Origin of the sequence: Neobacillus sp. PS3-34, from assembly GCF_030915465.1 — a bacterium.
Taxonomy (GTDB): domain Bacteria; phylum Bacillota; class Bacilli; order Bacillales; family Cytobacillaceae; genus Neobacillus_A.
In genome coordinates, this window is sequence record NZ_CP133267.1 from 2,138,890 (window position 1) to 2,155,711 (window position 16,822).

29 protein-coding genes and 3 pseudogenes are annotated in these 16,822 nt (G+C 41.8%); all 32 read right to left on the bottom strand.

What is annotated here, in order from left to right; translation table 11 throughout:
• Positions 1–13: 13 nt before the first annotated feature.
• Positions 14–811 (bottom strand): energy-coupling factor transporter transmembrane component T family protein, encoded by a 798-nt coding sequence (locus RCG23_RS11025; RefSeq protein WP_308179722.1) that lies wholly within the window; start codon positions 809–811, stop codon positions 14–16.
• Positions 808–1,677, bottom strand: coding sequence for an energy-coupling factor ABC transporter ATP-binding protein (locus tag RCG23_RS11030; RefSeq protein WP_308179723.1), 870 nt, complete (start codon positions 1,675–1,677; stop codon positions 808–810). Before RCG23_RS11030 ends, RCG23_RS11025 begins: the two co-directional genes overlap by 4 nt.
• Positions 1,653–2,491 (bottom strand): annotated as a pseudogene (locus RCG23_RS11035) (energy-coupling factor ABC transporter ATP-binding protein). The gene RCG23_RS11030 and the pseudogene RCG23_RS11035 overlap by 25 nt, the downstream one beginning before the upstream one ends.
• Positions 2,492–2,845: 354 nt before the next feature.
• On the bottom strand, positions 2,846–3,208 hold the full coding sequence (gene rplQ / locus RCG23_RS11040; RefSeq protein ID WP_308179724.1) for a 50S ribosomal protein L17: 363 nt from the start codon (positions 3,206–3,208) through the stop codon (positions 2,846–2,848).
• A gap of 85 nt (positions 3,209–3,293) precedes the next feature.
• The gene (locus RCG23_RS11045) at positions 3,294–4,238 is read right to left on the bottom strand and encodes a DNA-directed RNA polymerase subunit alpha (RefSeq protein ID WP_308179725.1); all 945 of its coding nucleotides are present in this window, start codon (positions 4,236–4,238) and stop codon (positions 3,294–3,296) included.
• A 175-nt stretch (positions 4,239–4,413) separates the two neighbouring features.
• Positions 4,414–4,803: a 30S ribosomal protein S11 gene (gene rpsK, locus RCG23_RS11050; protein WP_308179726.1), complete on the bottom strand. Its 390-nt coding sequence runs from the start codon at positions 4,801–4,803 to the stop codon at positions 4,414–4,416.
• Between the two features lie 24 nt (positions 4,804–4,827).
• Positions 4,828–5,193, bottom strand: a complete 366-nt coding sequence (rpsM, locus tag RCG23_RS11055) for a 30S ribosomal protein S13 (RefSeq protein ID WP_308179727.1) — start codon at positions 5,191–5,193, stop codon at positions 4,828–4,830.
• A 24-nt stretch (positions 5,194–5,217) separates the two neighbouring features.
• On the bottom strand, positions 5,218–5,331 hold the full coding sequence (gene rpmJ / locus RCG23_RS11060) for a 50S ribosomal protein L36 (RefSeq protein WP_000868344.1): 114 nt from the start codon (positions 5,329–5,331) through the stop codon (positions 5,218–5,220).
• Positions 5,332–5,368: 37 nt separating this feature from the next.
• Positions 5,369–5,587: a translation initiation factor IF-1 gene (gene infA / locus RCG23_RS11065; protein WP_026693344.1), complete on the bottom strand. Its 219-nt coding sequence runs from the start codon at positions 5,585–5,587 to the stop codon at positions 5,369–5,371.
• Entirely contained in the window at positions 5,574–5,900 is a 327-nt protein-coding gene (locus tag RCG23_RS11070; RefSeq protein WP_308179728.1) for a KOW domain-containing RNA-binding protein, read from the bottom strand. The genes infA and RCG23_RS11070 overlap by 14 nt, the downstream gene beginning before the upstream one ends.
• Before the next feature lie 14 nt (positions 5,901–5,914).
• On the bottom strand, positions 5,915–6,661 hold the full coding sequence (map, locus tag RCG23_RS11075) for a type I methionyl aminopeptidase (RefSeq protein WP_308179729.1): 747 nt from the start codon (positions 6,659–6,661) through the stop codon (positions 5,915–5,917).
• Positions 6,661–7,310, bottom strand: a pseudogene (locus RCG23_RS11080) (adenylate kinase). The gene map and the pseudogene RCG23_RS11080 overlap by 1 nt, the downstream one beginning before the upstream one ends.
• 57 nt (positions 7,311–7,367) lie before the next feature.
• Positions 7,368–8,663: a preprotein translocase subunit SecY gene (secY, locus tag RCG23_RS11085; protein WP_308179730.1), complete on the bottom strand. Its 1,296-nt coding sequence runs from the start codon at positions 8,661–8,663 to the stop codon at positions 7,368–7,370.
• Positions 8,663–9,103, bottom strand: coding sequence for a 50S ribosomal protein L15 (rplO, locus tag RCG23_RS11090; protein ID WP_308179731.1), 441 nt, complete (start codon positions 9,101–9,103; stop codon positions 8,663–8,665). The genes secY and rplO overlap by 1 nt, the downstream gene beginning before the upstream one ends.
• Positions 9,104–9,136: 33 nt before the next feature.
• Positions 9,137–9,319: a 50S ribosomal protein L30 gene (gene rpmD / locus RCG23_RS11095; protein ID WP_048823024.1), complete on the bottom strand. Its 183-nt coding sequence runs from the start codon at positions 9,317–9,319 to the stop codon at positions 9,137–9,139.
• Positions 9,320–9,333: 14 nt separating this feature from the next.
• Positions 9,334–9,834, bottom strand: coding sequence for a 30S ribosomal protein S5 (gene rpsE, locus RCG23_RS11100; protein ID WP_308179732.1), 501 nt, complete (start codon positions 9,832–9,834; stop codon positions 9,334–9,336).
• A 24-nt stretch (positions 9,835–9,858) separates the two neighbouring features.
• The gene (gene rplR / locus RCG23_RS11105; RefSeq protein WP_308179733.1) at positions 9,859–10,221 is read right to left on the bottom strand and encodes a 50S ribosomal protein L18; all 363 of its coding nucleotides are present in this window, start codon (positions 10,219–10,221) and stop codon (positions 9,859–9,861) included.
• Positions 10,222–10,253: 32 nt separating this feature from the next.
• Positions 10,254–10,790 carry a 50S ribosomal protein L6 gene (gene rplF, locus RCG23_RS11110; RefSeq protein ID WP_308179734.1) on the bottom strand — a complete coding sequence of 179 codons (537 nt, stop codon included), beginning with the start codon at positions 10,788–10,790 and terminating at the stop codon, positions 10,254–10,256.
• Positions 10,791–10,821: 31 nt separating this feature from the next.
• Positions 10,822–11,220, bottom strand: a complete 399-nt coding sequence (gene rpsH / locus RCG23_RS11115; protein WP_308179735.1) for a 30S ribosomal protein S8 — start codon at positions 11,218–11,220, stop codon at positions 10,822–10,824.
• Between the two features lie 29 nt (positions 11,221–11,249).
• Positions 11,250–11,435 (bottom strand): type Z 30S ribosomal protein S14, encoded by a 186-nt coding sequence (locus tag RCG23_RS11120; RefSeq protein ID WP_308179736.1) that lies wholly within the window; start codon positions 11,433–11,435, stop codon positions 11,250–11,252.
• 26 nt (positions 11,436–11,461) lie between these two features.
• The gene (gene rplE, locus RCG23_RS11125) at positions 11,462–12,001 is read right to left on the bottom strand and encodes a 50S ribosomal protein L5 (RefSeq protein ID WP_308180036.1); all 540 of its coding nucleotides are present in this window, start codon (positions 11,999–12,001) and stop codon (positions 11,462–11,464) included.
• Between the two features lie 25 nt (positions 12,002–12,026).
• Positions 12,027–12,335 carry a 50S ribosomal protein L24 gene (rplX, locus tag RCG23_RS11130; RefSeq protein ID WP_308179737.1) on the bottom strand — a complete coding sequence of 103 codons (309 nt, stop codon included), beginning with the start codon at positions 12,333–12,335 and terminating at the stop codon, positions 12,027–12,029.
• Positions 12,336–12,370: 35 nt separating this feature from the next.
• On the bottom strand, positions 12,371–12,739 hold the full coding sequence (gene rplN / locus RCG23_RS11135) for a 50S ribosomal protein L14 (RefSeq protein ID WP_308179738.1): 369 nt from the start codon (positions 12,737–12,739) through the stop codon (positions 12,371–12,373).
• 40 nt (positions 12,740–12,779) lie between these two features.
• Positions 12,780–13,043 (bottom strand): 30S ribosomal protein S17, encoded by a 264-nt coding sequence (rpsQ, locus tag RCG23_RS11140; RefSeq protein ID WP_308179739.1) that lies wholly within the window; start codon positions 13,041–13,043, stop codon positions 12,780–12,782.
• 19 nt (positions 13,044–13,062) lie between these two features.
• Entirely contained in the window at positions 13,063–13,266 is a 204-nt protein-coding gene (gene rpmC, locus RCG23_RS11145) for a 50S ribosomal protein L29 (protein WP_308179740.1), read from the bottom strand.
• The gene (rplP, locus tag RCG23_RS11150; protein ID WP_308179741.1) at positions 13,256–13,690 is read right to left on the bottom strand and encodes a 50S ribosomal protein L16; all 435 of its coding nucleotides are present in this window, start codon (positions 13,688–13,690) and stop codon (positions 13,256–13,258) included. The genes rpmC and rplP overlap by 11 nt, the downstream gene beginning before the upstream one ends.
• A gap of 2 nt (positions 13,691–13,692) precedes the next feature.
• Positions 13,693–14,349, bottom strand: a complete 657-nt coding sequence (gene rpsC / locus RCG23_RS11155; protein WP_308179742.1) for a 30S ribosomal protein S3 — start codon at positions 14,347–14,349, stop codon at positions 13,693–13,695.
• Positions 14,350–14,352: 3 nt separating this feature from the next.
• The gene (gene rplV / locus RCG23_RS11160; RefSeq protein WP_308179743.1) at positions 14,353–14,694 is read right to left on the bottom strand and encodes a 50S ribosomal protein L22; all 342 of its coding nucleotides are present in this window, start codon (positions 14,692–14,694) and stop codon (positions 14,353–14,355) included.
• An 18-nt stretch (positions 14,695–14,712) separates the two neighbouring features.
• The gene (rpsS, locus tag RCG23_RS11165) at positions 14,713–14,991 is read right to left on the bottom strand and encodes a 30S ribosomal protein S19 (RefSeq protein ID WP_308179744.1); all 279 of its coding nucleotides are present in this window, start codon (positions 14,989–14,991) and stop codon (positions 14,713–14,715) included.
• A 59-nt stretch (positions 14,992–15,050) separates the two neighbouring features.
• On the bottom strand, positions 15,051–15,881 hold the full coding sequence (gene rplB, locus RCG23_RS11170; protein ID WP_308179745.1) for a 50S ribosomal protein L2: 831 nt from the start codon (positions 15,879–15,881) through the stop codon (positions 15,051–15,053).
• A 29-nt stretch (positions 15,882–15,910) separates the two neighbouring features.
• Positions 15,911–16,195, bottom strand: coding sequence for a 50S ribosomal protein L23 (gene rplW, locus RCG23_RS11175; RefSeq protein ID WP_308179746.1), 285 nt, complete (start codon positions 16,193–16,195; stop codon positions 15,911–15,913).
• Positions 16,195–16,816 (bottom strand): annotated as a pseudogene (gene rplD, locus RCG23_RS11180) (50S ribosomal protein L4). The gene rplW and the pseudogene rplD overlap by 1 nt, the downstream one beginning before the upstream one ends.
• Positions 16,817–16,822 lie beyond the last annotated feature (6 nt).

The following is a 16,822-nucleotide window of genomic DNA, read 5'->3' on the forward strand; positions in this document are numbered from 1 at the left end:
CGTCCCGCTCCATTTATGTTCGGTATAGGAAAAGTAAAGCTGTCAATACGATCAATATAGCCAACAATAGAGTATCTGCTATTTTCCAGTTTAATTGGCGGTATTTTGTCCGTCCTTCGCCGCCTCTGTAGCCTCTGGCCTTCATGGCAATCGCAAGCTCCTCAGCACGTTTAAAGGAACTTACGAACAACGGTATCAAAAGAGGAACAACAGCTTTGATCCGGTCTTTAATAGGGCCGCTTCCAAATTCAACTCCGCGTGCAATTTGCGCCTTCATGATTTTATCAGTTTCCTGCATAAGAGTAGGAATGAATCTTAAGGAAATGGACATCATTAATGCCATTTCATGCACTGGAAAGCGAATCTTTTTTAACGGATTCAGAAGTGTCTCCAGCCCGTCTGTTATTTCAATTGGGGTTGTAGTAAGAGTAAGCAGTGATGTCATTAATATCAGGAAGAAAAAACGCATGGATATAAAAATCCCCTGTCTGATACCCTCATCAAAAATCTTAATCGGCCCATATTCAAAGACTAGATTGCCTTGTCTATTAAAAAATAATTGCAGAAACAAAGTAAATAGAACAAGCCATAAAACGGGCTTTAACCCGGCATATAAAAAGCGAAAGGGAATTCGGGATAGTCCCAGCATCAAAAAGGTATAAATCCCAATCAGCACATAGGTCAGCCAATTATTTGCAAGAAACACCACACAAACAAACAAAAAGACGAGAATTAATTTAGCCCTTGGATCCATACGGTGTATGGGAGAATCCGCCGGAACATACCTGCCAAAAATCATTTTCTCCATCATTTCTTTTTACCTGTGCCCAAGTTCTTAACAATTGCCGACGACAATTCATCAATCGTTAAATAGGTCTTTCCTAAAGTAATTCCCAGCTTTTTTTCAAGCTTCAACTGAAACCTTACTACCTCCGGTACATCAAGCCCTAACTCCACAAGTCCTTCAGGCGAAGAAAAGATTTCATCAGGTGTGCCTTTTCTGACGATATTTCCCTGATGCATGATGACAATTTGATCTGCATAATGTGCAGCATCTTCCATGCTGTGGGTTACTAGGATAGTTGATAAATTCCGTTCCTGATGAAGCTGATAAAACATATCCATGATTTCTTTTCGTCCCCTTGGGTCCAAACCAGCTGTAGGCTCGTCCAGCACAATTACATCAGGATCCATGGCCAGCACTCCTGCAATCGCAACACGGCGCATTTGCCCACCAGATAAATCAAAGGGTGACTTGTCCAGAATCTCCTCATCCAGTCCAACCTGCTTAATAGCAAATCGTGCCCGTTCCTTTGCTTCCTGTTCGGAAACCCCAAAATTAAGAGGACCAAAGCAAATGTCCTTTTCAACCGTTTCCTCAAATAACTGATGCTCAGGGAATTGGAATACAATTCCGACCTTTTGCCGAACCTCTTTTAAATTTTTTTCTTTTTTATTGGCCTTTATTTCTCTGCTGCCAATCTTGACGGTCCCTTTAGTGGGAAGCAAAAGGGCATTTAAATGCTGGAGTACAGTTGATTTCCCAGAACCGGTATGGCCAATGACAGCTAAATATGTTCCTGAGGGTATCATAAGAGAAACGTCCTGAATCGCAAGCCTTTCAAACGGTGTATTAGCCTGGTAACGGTATTCTACTTGCTGAAGCGAGATGTCCATAGCTCATTCACCAACTCTTCTTCTGTTAAATAGTATTTGGATAATTCCAGCCCTTTTTCACGGAAAGACTTGCCCAACTTAACGGAAAACGGAATATCCAACCCTAATTGAATCAATTCTTCATCCAATTTAAAAATTTCCTCAGGAGTCCCTTCCCTGTAAAGCTGCCCTTTATTCATCACAATCATGCGGTCGGCCTTTGACGCTTCCTCAAGGTCATGGGTGATGGATATAACGGTCATTTCTGTTTCTTCTTTTAATTTTCGTACAGTTTCTAATACTTCATCTCTTCCGCGAGGGTCGAGCATGGAGGTAGCTTCGTCCAAAATAATGATGGCAGGCTTAGAGCGAGTATGCCAGCAATGGCCACACGCTGCTTTTGCCCGCCTGATAGATGGTGCGGCTCTTGATCAAGAAACTGTTCCATCTTGACTTTACTTAATGACTCTTCCACCCGGCGGACCATTTCCGCAGGAGGTATTCCGTTATTTTCTAAACCAAAAGCCACATCATCCTGCACGGTCGTCCCAACAAACTGATTATCTGGATTTTGAAATACCATACCAATTTGCCTTCTAATATCCCAAACGGTTTCTTCGTTCAGACTTATTCCACACACCGTAATACTGCCTTCCTTAGGGAATTGCAAGCCATTTAACAACTTGGCCATTGTTGATTTCCCCGAACCGTTATGACCTACTATCGCAAGCCATTCACCTTCATAAACTTCATATGAGACGTTCTGAAGGGCATATCTCTCCTGGGAATCATATTGAAAAGAAACATTGCTTAATGTCACTACAGGCTTTTTCAAAGGATTATTCCCCTCTCATCTAAGCTGGTCTGTCTAATCTATGCTAGGCGTTTTTCTTTTTTTTGAATACAAAAAAAGCCTGCACCTCACTCCCTGGCAGAAAAACTCTGAATCTGCACAAATAAGGAATTTCATTAAGAAATGGGAGGAGGTGCATGAGCTAGACGAGACGCAATCAGAAGTTTTGCTGCACGGGAATATTCCCTTGTTGTTCAGCCTTCTGTAAAGATATCACGCTCATCATAACGCTCTTTTTGGCTTGGTTCATGAATATTCAATTACATCGGATACAGAAAAAGGGCAGAGAACAAGTTTGTTCTAAACTGTCCACGCCCTTGTTGTCTGTAAAAGGTATTAAACTAACTCGATGATAACCATTGGCGCACCGTCACCGCGGCGTGGTCCAAGTTTCATAATACGAGTGTATCCACCTTGGCGCTCTTGGTAACGTGGAGCGATATCAGTGAATAGTTTCTGTAGTGCAGAAACGTTAGTCTCAGCATCAGCTACTTCATTACGAACGTAAGATGCAGCTTGACGGCGAGCATGAAGGTCTCCGCGCTTTCCAAGAGTGATCATTTTCTCAACAGTACCGCGAATTTCTTTCGCACGAGTTTCTGTTGTTTCGATACGCTCATTGATAATTAAGTCTGTTGTTAAATCACGCAGCATTGCTTTACGTTGCGCAGAAGTGCGTCCTAACTTTCTATATGCCATGAAGGGTTCCCTCCTTTGTTGAAGTCATTAATCGGCTTTCTTTGGCTTTCATCAAGAACAGTATGGTTAATCAATGATTAGCCAATCAGTCATCCTTGCGTAGGCTTAGTCCAAGCTCTTCTAGTTTCGCTTTCACTTCTTCGAGTGACTTGCGTCCTAAGTTACGAACCTTCATCATATCTTCTTCAGTCTTATTAGCTAATTCCTGAACAGTGTTGATTCCAGCACGCTTTAAGCAATTGTAAGAACGAACAGAAAGATCTAGTTCTTCAATAGTCATTTCAAGAACTTTTTCTTTTTGATCCTCTTCTTTTTCAATCATGATTTCAGCATTTTGAGCTTCATCAGTTAAACCAACAAAGATATTCAAATGCTCGGTCAAAATTTTCGAACCATATGCAATCGCTTCTTTTGGACCGCTGCTTCCATCTGTCCAAACATCAAGCGTAAGCTTATCATAGTTTGTCATTTGACCTACACGTGTATTTTCCACCTGATAAGATACACGAGAAACCGGTGTGTAAATAGAGTCGATTGGAATTACGCCGATTGGCTGGTCTTCCCGCTTGTTATGATCAGCAGGAGTATAACCGCGGCCGCGTTTTGCAGTTAAACGCATACGAAGATGACCGTTTGTTCCTAAAGTGGCAATATGAAGATCCGGATTTAAGATTTCAACATCACTATCGTGTGTTACGTTTGCTGCTTTTACTGCGCCTTCGCCCTGCACATCAATTTCTAGCGTCTTCTCTTCATCAGAGTAGATTTTTAACGCTAATTTTTTAATGTTTAAAATGATGGATGTTACATCCTCTACGACGCCTTCAATTGTTGAGAACTCATGAAGTACCCCATCGATTTGAATCGATGTAACAGCGGCACCTGGGAGTGAAGATAATAGGATACGACGTAAGGAGTTACCCAAAGTGGTACCATATCCACGCTCAAGTGGCTCTACGACAAATTTACCGAACTTGGCATCATCGCTGATCTCAACCGTTTCAATTTTTGGTTTTTCTATTTCGATCATCAAATATACCCTCCTTCAAAACGTCGAAACCCCGCCGGATAATTGCACCGTACCGAAATTCCCCCATGTATACGTTCCCTTTGTGCACAACAACTGGAATAAAGTCTCTGTACGAACGTAAAAAAATAGTATCATATCCCATTATAGACAGGGATACAAATTCTATACAGAAAAATTAAACACGGCGGCGTTTTGGTGGGCGGCATCCATTATGTGGAACAGGTGTTACGTCTTTAATAGCTGTAACTTCAAGTCCAGCTGCTTGAAGAGCACGAATAGCTGCTTCGCGTCCTGCACCAGGTCCTTTAACAGTTACTTCTAAAGTTTTCAAACCATGCTCCATAGATGTCTTAGCTGCTGTTTCAGCCGCCATTTGCGCTGCGAATGGAGTAGATTTACGAGAACCTTTAAATCCAAGCGCACCAGCACTTGACCAAGAAATAGCATTACCGTGAACATCAGTGATCGTCACGATTGTGTTGTTGAATGTAGAACGAATATGTGCAATACCTGCTTCAATATTTTTTTTCACACGGCGTTTGCGTGTATTAGTTTTACGTGCCATTTAAATGAGTACCTCCTTTACCGATTATTTCTTCTTGTTCGCTACAGTCTTACGAGGACCTTTGCGTGTACGAGCGTTGTTTTTCGTATTTTGTCCGCGAACCGGTAAACCACGGCGATGACGCAAACCACGATAGCAGCCGATTTCCATTAGACGTTTGATGTTAAGGGAAATTTCACGGCGAAGGTCACCTTCTACCTTTAATTTGTCGATTATCTCACGGATTTTGTTTAACTCGTCTTCAGTTAAATCACGTACACGTGTATCTTCAGAAACACCAGCTTCTGCTAAGATTTTTTGTGCCGTATTTTTACCAATACCATAAATGTATGTTAAAGAGATTACTACACGTTTTTCACGTGGAATATCTACACCAGCAATACGTGCCATTGAAATAGCGCACCTCCTTCAATATTAACCTTGTTTTTGTTTGTGTTTAGGGTTTTCACAGATAACCATAACTTTTCCGCGTCTACGGATAACTTTACATTTTTCGCAGATCGGCTTGACTGATGGTCTTACTTTCATTATCCTTACCTCCTTAGTAGTACGGAGTGCGATGTAATTATTTAAAGCGGTACGTGATTCTTCCGCGTGTTAAGTCATATGGAGAAAGCTCAACAGTGACTTTGTCACCTGGAAGGATCCGAATGAAGTGCATTCGAATTTTACCGGAAACATGAGCAAGCACAGTATGACCATTTTCTAATTCTACCTTAAACATTGCATTTGGCAAAGTTTCAGTTACTTTACCTTCAATCTCAATTACATCATCTTTCGCCATCGAACTGGTCTCCCTTCTCTTTTTCAGATAGGCGTTTATTCAAAAAAATCGTAAGTGCAAAGCGAATTTTTCCATTCGTTACACGTCCTGTTTCGATAATACTGTTATGAACTTCAGGAGATACTTGATCAAATAAGCGAAGGTGTTGAATGTTCTTTTTCTTAGGCTGGTCAAACTTTCGTTTAACACCATCCGCAAGAAAAACAAACCTCTCATCAATCAACCTTACTATTATAGCATATTGACCTGCATCCCGTCCTCTGGAAACTAAAACAAATTGTCCTAGCTTCGGACCTGAATCGACAACGGCCATGAAATCACCAGCTTTTAGGCTTTTGTTAAAATCTCAAAACCCGTTTCAGTGATTGCAATTGTATGTTCAAAATGAGCACACACCTTGCCGTCAACTGTTACAACTGTCCAGTCATCAGCCAACGTTTTTACATAACGACTGCCTGCATTCACCATCGGTTCGATTGCAAGTACCATACCAGGCTTAAGACGCGGACCTTTATTAGGGGGTCCATAATGAGGAATATCTGGGTCCTCATGTAAGTCTTGCCCTACTCCGTGCCCGACATACTCGCGTACGACAGAAAATCCATTTGCTTCCACATACTTTTGAATCGCATGGGAGATGTTTGAAAGACGCTCGCCTGGTTTCGCTTCATTCAGGCCTTGATAAAGTGATTCCTCCGTTACATCTAAAAGACGCTGGGATTCCTCATCTATTTTCCCAACAGCATAGGTCCAGGCAGAATCGCCATGGTAGCCGTTAAATTTTGCTCCAATATCAATACTGATAATGTCACCTTCATTTAAGACCCGGTCACCAGGTATTCCATGAACAAGTTCATTGTTCACTGAAGCACAGATGCTGCCGCGAAAACCATTATACCCTTTAAACGAAGGAATTGCATCATGATCATGGATAAACTCTTCCGCAACACGATCAAGTTCCCCGGTCGTGATCCCCGGAACAATATGTTTCTTTAGCTCCTGATGGGTAAGGGCAACAATGCGGCCAGCTTCGCGCATGATGTCAATTTCGCGAGGGGTTTTGCAGATAATCATTACTTTAAGCTCCCAAGCAATTGATCCACGTCAGAAAATACTTTATTAATATCCTGCTGACCATCAATATTGCGTAAATAGCCTTTTGTTTCGTAGAAGTCCAATAATGGCTTCGATTGTTTGATGTTTACGTTTAAACGGTTTTCAACTGTTTCAGCATTGTCATCCGCTCTTTGGTAAAGTTCACCGCCACAGCGATCACATACTCCCTCATTGGCAGGAGGATTGAAAACGAGATGATAGGTAGCACCGCAATTTTTGCAAATCCGTCTGCCTGTCAAACGTTCCATTAAAATATCCTGATCTACATCAATATTAATGACGTAATCGATTTTTTTATCTAAACCAATCAGCATATCCTCTAATGCCTCAGCCTGAGGAACAGTTCTTGGAAAACCATCAAGTAGGAAACCATTCTGGCAATCTTCCTTGCTTAAACGTTCCCTTACAATACCAATCGTTACCTCATCAGGGACAAGTGCACCTTGATCCATGAAAGATTTAGCTTTTAAACCAAGTTCCGTTCCTTCTTTCATAGCTGCACGGAACATATCACCAGTAGAGATATGAGGGATGCCGTATTTATCGACAATTTTTTGGCCTGCGTGCCTTTACCAGCACCCGGAAGCCCCATTAAAACTAAATTCACACGTTTTCCCCCTCAGGGTTTAAAATTGGTTTTAGGGGGACATCCCCCAAAACCAGTTTATTTTATGAAACCTTTATAATGGCGTTTAACGAGCTGAGCTTCAAGCTGTTTCATTGTGTCAAGGGCAACACCCACGACGATCAATAGGCTTGTTCCACCGATTTGAGCCGACGGAGGCAAGTTAGCAATCTTAATGAAAATAACCGGAAGGACAGCAATCGCTGCCAGGAATAAAGATCCCACGAATGTTAAGCGATATAATACGCGTGTCAGATATTCCTGAGTGCTTTTTCCAGGACGGATGCCCGGGATATAGCCGCTTTGCTTCTGCAAGTTTTCCGCTGCTTGTTCAGGGTTAACTTGAATGAAAGCATAGAAATAAGAGAACGCAATAATTAACGCCGCATATAGGACCATCCCAATTGGATGGGAATAATCAAAGATTTTTTGAATCCAAAGTGTCACATCATTTGTTGGGAAGAATGATGCAATTGTCTTTGGCGTAATGATAAATGATACCGCAAAGATTACAGGAATTACACCAGCAGCGTTTACTTTCAACGGCATGTGGGTAGATTGTCCTCCAACAGGGTTTCTTCCTGCAACTACACGTTTTGCATATTGGATCGGAATTTTACGGTTTGCCTGCTGGATAAAAATAACACCAACAACAATCGCAATTACAGCCAGTGCAATTAACACCACTGTCAAAATACGTAGGAATAATTGCTCTCCCGCATTTTCAAACTGCTGTACATAAATCTGATTGATCGTACTAGGAATACCAGCAACGATACCGGCAAAGATGATAATGGAAATACCATTACCTACCCCTTTAGAGGTAATTTGCTCACCCAGCCACATTAGAAATGATGTTCCCGCAGTTAAAACGGTCGCGATTAAAAGATACGTACCAATTCCCGGGTTCTCAATAAGCTGGCCACCAGCTAAATTATTAAATCCGTATGACATGCCGAATGCCTGGATAAATCCCAGCACAACAGTGAAATAACGGGTAAATTGAGCCAGTTTGCGGCGTCCTGCATCTCCTTGCTTAGACCATTCCGTAAATTTAGGCACAACATCCATCTGCAAAAGCTGAATGATGATTGATGCTGTAATGTACGGCATGATACCCATAGCAAAAATGGAGAATTTCTTAAGAGCGCCACCACCAAAGGTATTAAGAATACCGAATACACTTAGTTTATCTTGTGCACCAAGTATATCGGCATTTACGTTAGGCACTGGAATAAATGTACCAAGACGGAATACTACTAACATTAAAAGGGTGAATACAATCTTACGTCTTATATCACCCACGCGCATAAAATTGGAGATTGTCTGGAACATTAGATCACCTCAGTTTTTCCACCGGCAGCTTCGATTGCTTCCTTGGCAGCAGAGGAGAATTTATGAGCTTTTACAGTCAATTTTTTCTCTACGTTCCCTTTTGCAAGAACTTTAATTCCTGCTTTCTCGTTGCTGATAACGCCTGTTTCGATAAGAAGTTCTGGAGTAACTTCTGTACCGTCTTCAAAGCGGTTAAGCACGTCGAGATTTACAATAGCGTAGTCTTTACGGTTGATGTTTGTAAAACCGCGTTTCGGTAAACGACGGAATAAAGGTGTTTGACCACCCTCGAATCCAATACGGACACCGCCGCCGGAACGAGCATTTTGACCTTTATGACCTTTACCGGCAGTTTTACCTTGACCAGATCCGATACCGCGTCCTAAACGTTTACGTTCTTTACGTGAACCTTCCGCAGGCTTTAACTCATGAAGTTTCATTTGGGCACCTCCTTATGAAAGAGAAGAATCAAATTATTGTTCTTTAACCGTTACAAGGTGAGCAACTTTATTGATCATACCGCGAATAGCAGCATTATCTTGTTGTTCAACTGTTTGGTTAACTTTGCGTAATCCTAGAGCTTTAACTGTTTCGCGTTGGTCCTGAGGACGACCAATCACACTGCGAGTGAGGGTAATTTCAAGTTTATTCGCCATTTGATTTCCCTCCCTTATCCTAACAGTTCTTCTACTGATTTACCGCGTAATTTTGCTACGTCTTCAGCACGTTTTAATTGTTTAAGTCCGTCTAATGTAGCGCGAACCATGTTAATTGGTGTGTTTGTTCCTAATGATTTAGATAGGATATCAGCAACACCAGCTAGTTCAAGTACCGCACGAACTGGTCCGCCGGCGATAACTCCTGTACCTTCTGAAGCAGGCTTAAGAAGGATTTCACCAGCACCGAAACGACCGATAACTAGGTGAGGAACAGTAGTTCCAACCATAGGTACTTCGATTAAGTTTTTCTTTGCATCTTCGATAGCTTTACGGATAGCATCAGGTACTTCCTGGGCTTTACCAGTACCGAAACCGACATGACCGTTTTTATCTCCAACTACTACAAGAGCGGAGAAACGGAAACGACGTCCACCTTTAACAACCTTCGCTACACGATTAATTGTAACTACGCGTTCTTCTAGTTCAAGTTTGTTTGGATCAATACGACGCATCTTTTTGTGTCCCTCCTTTGTCTATTAAAATTGTAAGCCGTTCTCACGTGCTGAATCAGCTAACGCTTGAACACGTCCATGATACAGGTATCCTCCACGGTCAAATACGACTGCTGAAATACCTTTTTCTACCGCACGCTTAGCAACTAATTCTCCGACCTTTTGCGCAGCTTCAATATTGCTTGTAGAATCAAGAGTAAAATCTTTATCTAATGTAGAAGCACTTGCTAAAGTAACTCCTTTGATATCATCGATTAATTGAGCATAAATATGTTTGCTGGAACGAAACACATTTAGACGTGGACGAGCTGAAGTTCCGCTAAGTTTCGCACGAACGCGAGCATGTCTTTTCTTGCGAGTAGCGCTTTTATCAAGCTTCGTAATCATTTACGTCACTCCTTTCGTTTACCTATGCGGCATTACTTACCTGTTTTACCTTCTTTACGACGCACAAATTCGCCTTCATAACGGATTCCTTTGCCTTTATACGGCTCTGGAGGACGTACTCCGCGAATATTGGCAGCTAACGCACCAACACGTTCTTTGTCAGTACCTTTAATGATGATCTTTGTATTTGCAGGTACTTCGATTTCAATACCTTCTTCAGGTGTGATTTCAACTGGATGAGAGTAACCAACGTTTAATACAAGCTTGTTCCCTTGCTTTGAAGCACGGTAACCAACCCCGATTAATTCAAGGCCTTTTTCAAATCCTTTAGAAACACCTTCAACCATGTTAGCGAGAACCGCACGAGTTGTACCGTGCAATGCGCGGTGTTCCTTCGCATCAGATGGACGAGAAATGTTTACCACGTTTTCTTCAATGTTAATTTCCATGTCAGGATTAAATGAACGAACAAGTTCGCCTTTAGGTCCTTTTACAGAAACAGTACTATTATCTAATGTAACCGTAACTCCTGCTGGAATTTCGATTGGTTTTTTACCTACGCGAGACATTTAGTGCACCTCCATTCATTCAGAAACTCTATTACCAAACGTAACCGAGAACTTCTCCACCGATTTGTTTTGAACGAGCTTCTTTGTCAGTTATAACACCTTGTGAAGTTGAAACTAGTGCGATACCAAGACCGTTAAGTACGCGAGGTACTTCAGTTGACTTAGCGTAAACACGAAGTCCAGGCTTGCTGATGCGTTTAAGACCAGTGATAACACGTTCGTTATTTGCACCGTATTTTAAGAAGATACGGATAATACCTTGTTTGTTGTCTTCGATAAATTCAACATCACGAACGAAACCTTCACGCTTTAAAATCTCAGCGATTTCTTTTTTCATGTTAGAAGCAGGCACTTCTAACTTTTCGTGACGAACCATGTTCGCATTTCGAATGCGTGTGAGCATATCCGCAATTGGATCTGTCATGACCATTATTTTTACCTCCTTCCCAGACTTGGGGTTTACCAGCTAGCTTTTTTCACACCAGGAAGTTGTCCCTTGTGTGCTAATTCACGGAAACATATACGGCAAAGCTTAAATTTACGGTATACAGAGTGTGGACGTCCGCAGCGTTCGCAGCGAGTGTACTCTTGAACAGCGTATTTAGGCGTGCGTTTTTGTTTGGCAATCATTGACTTTTTAGCCACGTTTTCGCCTCCATTCTATTTAGCGATTACTTTTGGAAAGGCATACCGATTTGAGTCAGAAGTTCACGAGCTTCTTCATCAGTATTTGCAGTAGTAACAATAACGATATCCATTCCGCGAATTTTGCTTACTTTATCGTAATCAATTTCAGGGAAAATTAATTGTTCTTTAATACCAAGTGTGTAGTTACCACGACCGTCAAATGCTTTTTTAGAAACACCACGGAAGTCACGTACACGTGGAAGTGAAACAGAAACTAATTTATCTAGGAATTCGTACATGCGCTCACCACGAAGGGTAACCTTCGCACCGATTGGCATACCTTCACGAAGGCGGAAGCCCGCGATCGATTTTTTTGCGCGTGTAACAACAGGTTTTTGTCCTGTAATGGTCGCAAGTTCTTCAACTGCGTTGTCGAGAGCCTTTGCATTAGCAACAGCATCACCAACACCCATATTAATAACGATCTTGTCAATCTTAGGGACTTGCATCACAGACTGATAACTGAACTTGCTCACAAGAGCAGGAGAAATCTCATTTACGAATCTTTCTTTGAGGCGATTCATCATAGTACCTCCCTTCTTCTATGAACTATTTATCTAAATACTCACCGGATTTTGCTACGCGTACTTTTTTGCCATCAACCGTTGTAGATCCAACACGAGTTGGGTTGCCTGACTTTGGATCGATAGGCATAACGTTTGATACATGAACAGGTGCCTCTTGGCTATTGATTCCGCCTTGCGGATTCGCTTGAGATGGCTTAGAGTGTTTTTTCACGATGTTTACGCCTTCTACTAGTACACGGCTTTGTTTAGGATAAGCAGCCAGGATAGTTCCTGTTTTGCCTTTATCCTTACCAGAGATGACCATTACTTTGTCACCTTTTTTAACATGCATCTGTGCGCACCTCCTTAAAGGCCATTAAATTTAAATTATAGTACTTCTGGAGCTAAAGAAACGATTTTCATAAAATTGTTGTCGCGAAGTTCGCGGGCAACAGGGCCAAAAATACGAGTTCCACGTGGGCTCTTATCATCACGAATAATCACACAGGCGTTTTCATCGAAACGGATGTAAGTACCATCCGCACGACGTGCACCGCTCTTTGTACGAACAATAACAGCTTTAACCACATCGCTCTTTTTAACAACGCCACCTGGTGTTGCTTGTTTCACTGTGCAAACGATAATATCGCCAATCCCAGCTGTTTTGCGGCCTGAACCACCTAAAACTTTGATTGTAAGTACTTCGCGGGCACCAGAGTTATCAGCAACTTTTAAACGAGATTCTTGTTGAATCATGCGTGTAACCTCCCTTCGGAATAAAGCTTAATCCGAACAATTAAATAATAACTGCTTTTTCTATTACTTCTACTAGTCGGAAACGCTTTGTAGCCGATAACGGACGAGTTTCCATAATGCGTACTACATCACCAGTTTTAGCTTCGTTAAGCTCATCATGAGCCTTGAACTTTTTAGAGTACTTTACGCGTTTACCATATAGAGAATGTTTTTTGTATGTTTCTATAAGAACAGTAACGGTTTTATCCATTTTGTCTGAAACAACGCGTCCAGTATAAACTTTGCGTTGATTGCGTTCACTCATTGGGAGAACCTCCTCTCAATTATCGATTATTGACGCCGATTTCTCTTTCACGAATCACAGTTCTCATGCGAGCAATCGCTTTGCGCACTTCACGAATGCGAGCTGTATTTTCAAGTTGTCCAGTCGCCAATTGAAAGCGAAGGTTGAAAAGCTCTTCTTTTAAGGATTTAACTTTTTGTTCAATTTCAGCAGTGGTAAGGTCACGAATGTCATTAGCTTTCATTTGATTCACCACCAATTTCTTCTCGTTTTACAAACTTACACTTGATTGGAAGTTTGTGCATTGCAAGACGAAGAGCTTCACGAGCTACTTCTTCAGAAACACCTGCAATTTCAAACATAATTTTGCCTGGTTTAACAACAGCTACCCAGCCTTCTGGTGCACCTTTACCGGAACCCATTCGAACTTCTAGAGGCTTTGCCGTATAAGGCTTATGAGGGAAAATTTGAATCCAAACTTTTCCGCCACGTTTCATGTAACGAGTCATTGCAATACGTGCAGCCTCAATTTGACGGTTAGTAATCCAAGATGCTTCTAAAGCTTGAAGACCGAATTCTCCAAAGTTGATCTCAGTGCCGCCTTTTGAAAGACCACGCATTTTCCCACGATGTTGACGGCGATATTTAACGCGCTTTGGCAATAACATGATTATTTGCCTCCTTCCACAGATGTCTTCTTAGTAGGAAGGACTTCTCCACGGTAGATCCATACTTTTACGCCAAGCTTACCATAAGTAGTATCTGCTTCAGCTGTTGCATAGTCGATGTCAGCACGAAGTGTATGAAGTGGAACTGTTCCTTCGCTGTAATGTTCTGAACGAGCAATATCTGCACCGCCTAAACGACCGGATACCATTGTTTTAATACCCTTTGCTCCTGCACGCATAGCACGTTGAATAACTTGTTTTTGCGCACGACGGAAAGATACACGATTTTCTAATTGACGAGCAATATTCTCAGCTACTAATTTCGCATCGATATCCGCTCTTTTGATTTCAAGAATGTTGATATGAACACGTTTGCCAGTTAGTTGGTTTAGCGCTTTACGAAGTGCTTCAACTTCAGTACCGCCCTTACCGATAACCATACCAGGCTTCGCAGTGTGTACAGTAACATTCAAACGGTTTGCAGCGCGCTCAATTTCAACTTTAGAAACAGAAGCGTCTTTCAAACGTTTAAAAATGTATTCACGGACTTTGATGTCTTCGTGTAAAAGATCAGCATAGTCTTTGCCAGCGTACCACTTTGATTCCCAATCACGAATGATGCCAACTCGAAGACCAACTGGATTTATTTTCTGACCCACTGATTATCCCTCCTTCTTTTCTGATAATACGATAGTGATGTGGCTTGTGCGTTTGTTGATTGCACTTGCACGACCCATTGCACGAGGACGGAAACGTTTTAACGTTGGTCCTTCATCAACAAATGCTTGTGTAATAACAAGGCTATTTACATCCATTTCATAATTGTGCTCAGCGTTCGCGATAGCGGATTTTAAAACCTTCTCCACCACTGGTGATGATGTTTTAGGAGTTAAGTTTAAAATTGCTATAGCTTCACCAACTTGCTTACCTCGAATTAAATCTACGACTAAACGAACTTTACGAGGAGCAATACGAACTGTTCTTGCAACAGCTTTAGCTTGCATTGAAATGCCCTCCTCTCATTAACGTCTTGTTTTCTTGTCATCATTACCATGGCCTTTGTAAGCACGTGTTGGAGCGAATTCTCCAAGCTTGTGGCCTACCATGTCTTCAGTAACATATACAGGCACATGTTTACGACCATCGTACACTGCAACAGTGTGGCCGATGAATTGTGGGAAGATCGTAGAACGGCGTGACCAAGTTTTAACTACTTGCTTGCCTTCAGTTTCATTTAACTTTTCGATCTTTGTGATTAAATGCTCATCAACAAAAGGTCCTTTTTTCAAGCTGCGACCCATGTTTGAACCTCCCTTCGTGACTGTTCTACGGCCGTTTTGTGAACCGTAGTTCAATCGCGTTATTTTTTACGGCGACGCACGATAAATTTATCGGATTTGCTCTTTTTCTTACGTGTTTTGAATCCAAGAGTTGGTTTACCCCATGGAGACATAGGTGATTTACGTCCGATTGGTGAACGTCCTTCACCACCACCGTGTGGGTGATCGTTAGGGTTCATTACAGATCCACGAACTGTTGGGCGTTTGCCTAACCAGCGTGAACGACCTGCTTTACCAATGTTGATTAGTTCGTGCTGCTCATTACCAACTTGGCCGATTGTTGCGCGGCAAGTTGCAAGGATCATGCGAACTTCTCCGGAATTTAAGCGAACTAGAACGTATTTGCCTTCCTTACCTAAAACTTGTGCGGAAGTACCAGCAGAACGGACTAATTGTCCACCTTTACCAGGCTTTAATTCGATATTGTGTACTACAGTACCCATAGGGATGTTTGAAAGTGGTAATGCATTACCCACCTTAATATCCGCTTCAGGACCAGACATTACTTCCAAGCCAACCTCTAAATTCTTAGGAGCTAGGATATAACGCTTTTCTCCATCTACATAATTGATTAATGCAATATTTGCAGAACGGTTTGGATCGTATTCGATAGTGGCAACGCGTCCTGGAATGCCATCTTTATCACGTTTAAAATCGATAATACGGTATTGACGCTTGTGACCGCCACCTTGATGACGAACAGTTAACTTACCTTGGTTGTTACGGCCGCCTTTTCTCTTTAATGGTGCTAAAAGAGATTTTTCTGGAGTACTAGTTGTGATTTCAGCGAAATCTGAAACTGTCATGCCGCGACGACCATTGGAGGTAGGTTTGTACTTTTTAATCGCCATTTCATTTCCCTCCTCTTCGTGTCAATTTTTTATGCTTCAAAGAATTCGATTTCTTTGCTGTCAGTTGTTAATTTAACGATTGCTTTACGGCGTTTATTTGTGTAACCGCCGAATTTGCCCATGCGCTTAAATTTACCTTTGTAGTTCATGATGTTAACTTTCTCAACATTAACGCCGAAGATCTCTTGAACCGCGTCTTTAACTTGAGTTTTGTTAGCTCTAACATCAACTTCAAATGTATATTTCTTTTCAGCCATTAGGTCAGTAGAACGTTCAGTGATAACGGGGCGCTTAATGATATCGCGTGCATCCATTATGCAAGCACCTCCTCTACTTTTTCAACTGCTGCTTTCGTCATGATCAACTTATCATGATTTAGGACATCTAAAACATTGATGCCATTTGCTGTTACAACTGTTACACCAGGAATATTACGAGCAGATAATGCTACGTTTTCATCAAGATCAGCAGTAACGATAAGTGCTTTTTTCTCAACTGCAAGACCACTTAAAAGGCCCTTGAAGTCTTTAGTTTTTGGTGCTTCAAAAGCAAGACCTTCTAACACTAAAATGTTTTCTTCTAAAACTTTAGAAGAAAGAGCAGATTTAATTGCTAAACGGCGTACTTTCTTAGGCAGTTTATAGCTATAGCTACGTGGAGTTGGACCAAACACGGTACCACCACCGCGCCACTGAGGAGAACGGATGGATCCTTGACGTGCGCGCTGTGCCTTTTTGGCGCCAAGGCTTACGTCCACCACCGGCTACTTCAGAACGAACTTTTGTTTTATGAGTTCCTTGTCTTAGGGAAGCTCTTTGCATTAGGACTGTTTCAAATAGTACATGCTCATTAGGTGCAATACCAAAAACGGAATCGTTAAGTTCGATTTCTCCAACTTGAGAACCGCTTTGATTAAATAATGCTACTTTAGGCATTCCTTA

What these genes read in the sequence shown, in the direction of transcription:
- RCG23_RS11025 (WP_308179722.1), bottom strand. Translation starts at nt 811, where the DNA reads ATGATGGAGAAAATGATTTTTGGCAGGTATGTTCCGGCGGATTCTCCC.
- RCG23_RS11030 (WP_308179723.1), bottom strand. Translation starts at nt 1,677, where the DNA reads ATGGACATCTCGCTTCAGCAAGTAGAATACCGTTACCAGGCTAATACA.
- rplQ (WP_308179724.1), bottom strand. Translation starts at nt 3,208, where the DNA reads ATGGCATATAGAAAGTTAGGACGCACTTCTGCGCAACGTAAAGCAATG.
- RCG23_RS11045 (WP_308179725.1), bottom strand. Translation starts at nt 4,238, where the DNA reads ATGATCGAAATAGAAAAACCAAAAATTGAAACGGTTGAGATCAGCGAT.
- rpsK (WP_308179726.1), bottom strand. Translation starts at nt 4,803, where the DNA reads ATGGCACGTAAAACTAATACACGCAAACGCCGTGTGAAAAAAAATATT.
- rpsM (WP_308179727.1), bottom strand. Translation starts at nt 5,193, where the DNA reads ATGGCACGTATTGCTGGTGTAGATATTCCACGTGAAAAACGTGTAGTA.
- rpmJ (WP_000868344.1), bottom strand. Translation starts at nt 5,331, where the DNA reads ATGAAAGTAAGACCATCAGTCAAGCCGATCTGCGAAAAATGTAAAGTT.
- infA (WP_026693344.1), bottom strand. Translation starts at nt 5,587, where the DNA reads ATGGCGAAAGATGATGTAATTGAGATTGAAGGTAAAGTAACTGAAACT.
- RCG23_RS11070 (WP_308179728.1), bottom strand. Translation starts at nt 5,900, where the DNA reads ATGGCCGTTGTCGATTCAGGTCCGAAGCTAGGACAATTTGTTTTAGTT.
- map (WP_308179729.1), bottom strand. Translation starts at nt 6,661, where the DNA reads ATGATTATCTGCAAAACCCCTCGCGAAATTGACATCATGCGCGAAGCT.
- secY (WP_308179730.1), bottom strand. Translation starts at nt 8,663, where the DNA reads ATGTTCCAGACAATCTCCAATTTTATGCGCGTGGGTGATATAAGACGT.
- rplO (WP_308179731.1), bottom strand. Translation starts at nt 9,103, where the DNA reads ATGAAACTTCATGAGTTAAAGCCTGCGGAAGGTTCACGTAAAGAACGT.
- rpmD (WP_048823024.1), bottom strand. Translation starts at nt 9,319, where the DNA reads ATGGCGAATAAACTTGAAATTACCCTCACTCGCAGTGTGATTGGTCGT.
- rpsE (WP_308179732.1), bottom strand. Translation starts at nt 9,834, where the DNA reads ATGCGTCGTATTGATCCAAACAAACTTGAACTAGAAGAACGCGTAGTT.
- rplR (WP_308179733.1), bottom strand. Translation starts at nt 10,221, where the DNA reads ATGATTACGAAGCTTGATAAAAGCGCTACTCGCAAGAAAAGACATGCT.
- rplF (WP_308179734.1), bottom strand. Translation starts at nt 10,790, where the DNA reads ATGTCTCGCGTAGGTAAAAAACCAATCGAAATTCCAGCAGGAGTTACG.
- rpsH (WP_308179735.1), bottom strand. Translation starts at nt 11,220, where the DNA reads ATGGTCATGACAGATCCAATTGCGGATATGCTCACACGCATTCGAAAT.
- rplE (WP_308180036.1), bottom strand. Translation starts at nt 12,001, where the DNA reads ATGAATCGCCTCAAAGAAAGATTCGTAAATGAGATTTCTCCTGCTCTT.
- rplX (WP_308179737.1), bottom strand. Translation starts at nt 12,335, where the DNA reads ATGCATGTTAAAAAAGGTGACAAAGTAATGGTCATCTCTGGTAAGGAT.
- rplN (WP_308179738.1), bottom strand. Translation starts at nt 12,739, where the DNA reads ATGATTCAACAAGAATCTCGTTTAAAAGTTGCTGATAACTCTGGTGCC.
- rpsQ (WP_308179739.1), bottom strand. Translation starts at nt 13,043, where the DNA reads ATGAGTGAACGCAATCAACGCAAAGTTTATACTGGACGCGTTGTTTCA.
- rpmC (WP_308179740.1), bottom strand. Translation starts at nt 13,266, where the DNA reads ATGAAAGCTAATGACATTCGTGACCTTACCACTGCTGAAATTGAACAA.
- rplP (WP_308179741.1), bottom strand. Translation starts at nt 13,690, where the DNA reads ATGTTATTGCCAAAGCGCGTTAAATATCGCCGTCAACATCGTGGGAAA.
- rplV (WP_308179743.1), bottom strand. Translation starts at nt 14,694, where the DNA reads ATGCAAGCTAAAGCTGTTGCAAGAACAGTTCGTATTGCTCCTCGTAAA.
- rpsS (WP_308179744.1), bottom strand. Translation starts at nt 14,991, where the DNA reads ATGGGTCGCAGCTTGAAAAAAGGACCTTTTGTTGATGAGCATTTAATC.
- rplB (WP_308179745.1), bottom strand. Translation starts at nt 15,881, where the DNA reads ATGGCGATTAAAAAGTACAAACCTACCTCCAATGGTCGTCGCGGCATG.
- rplW (WP_308179746.1), bottom strand. Translation starts at nt 16,195, where the DNA reads ATGGATGCACGCGATATCATTAAGCGCCCCGTTATCACTGAACGTTCT.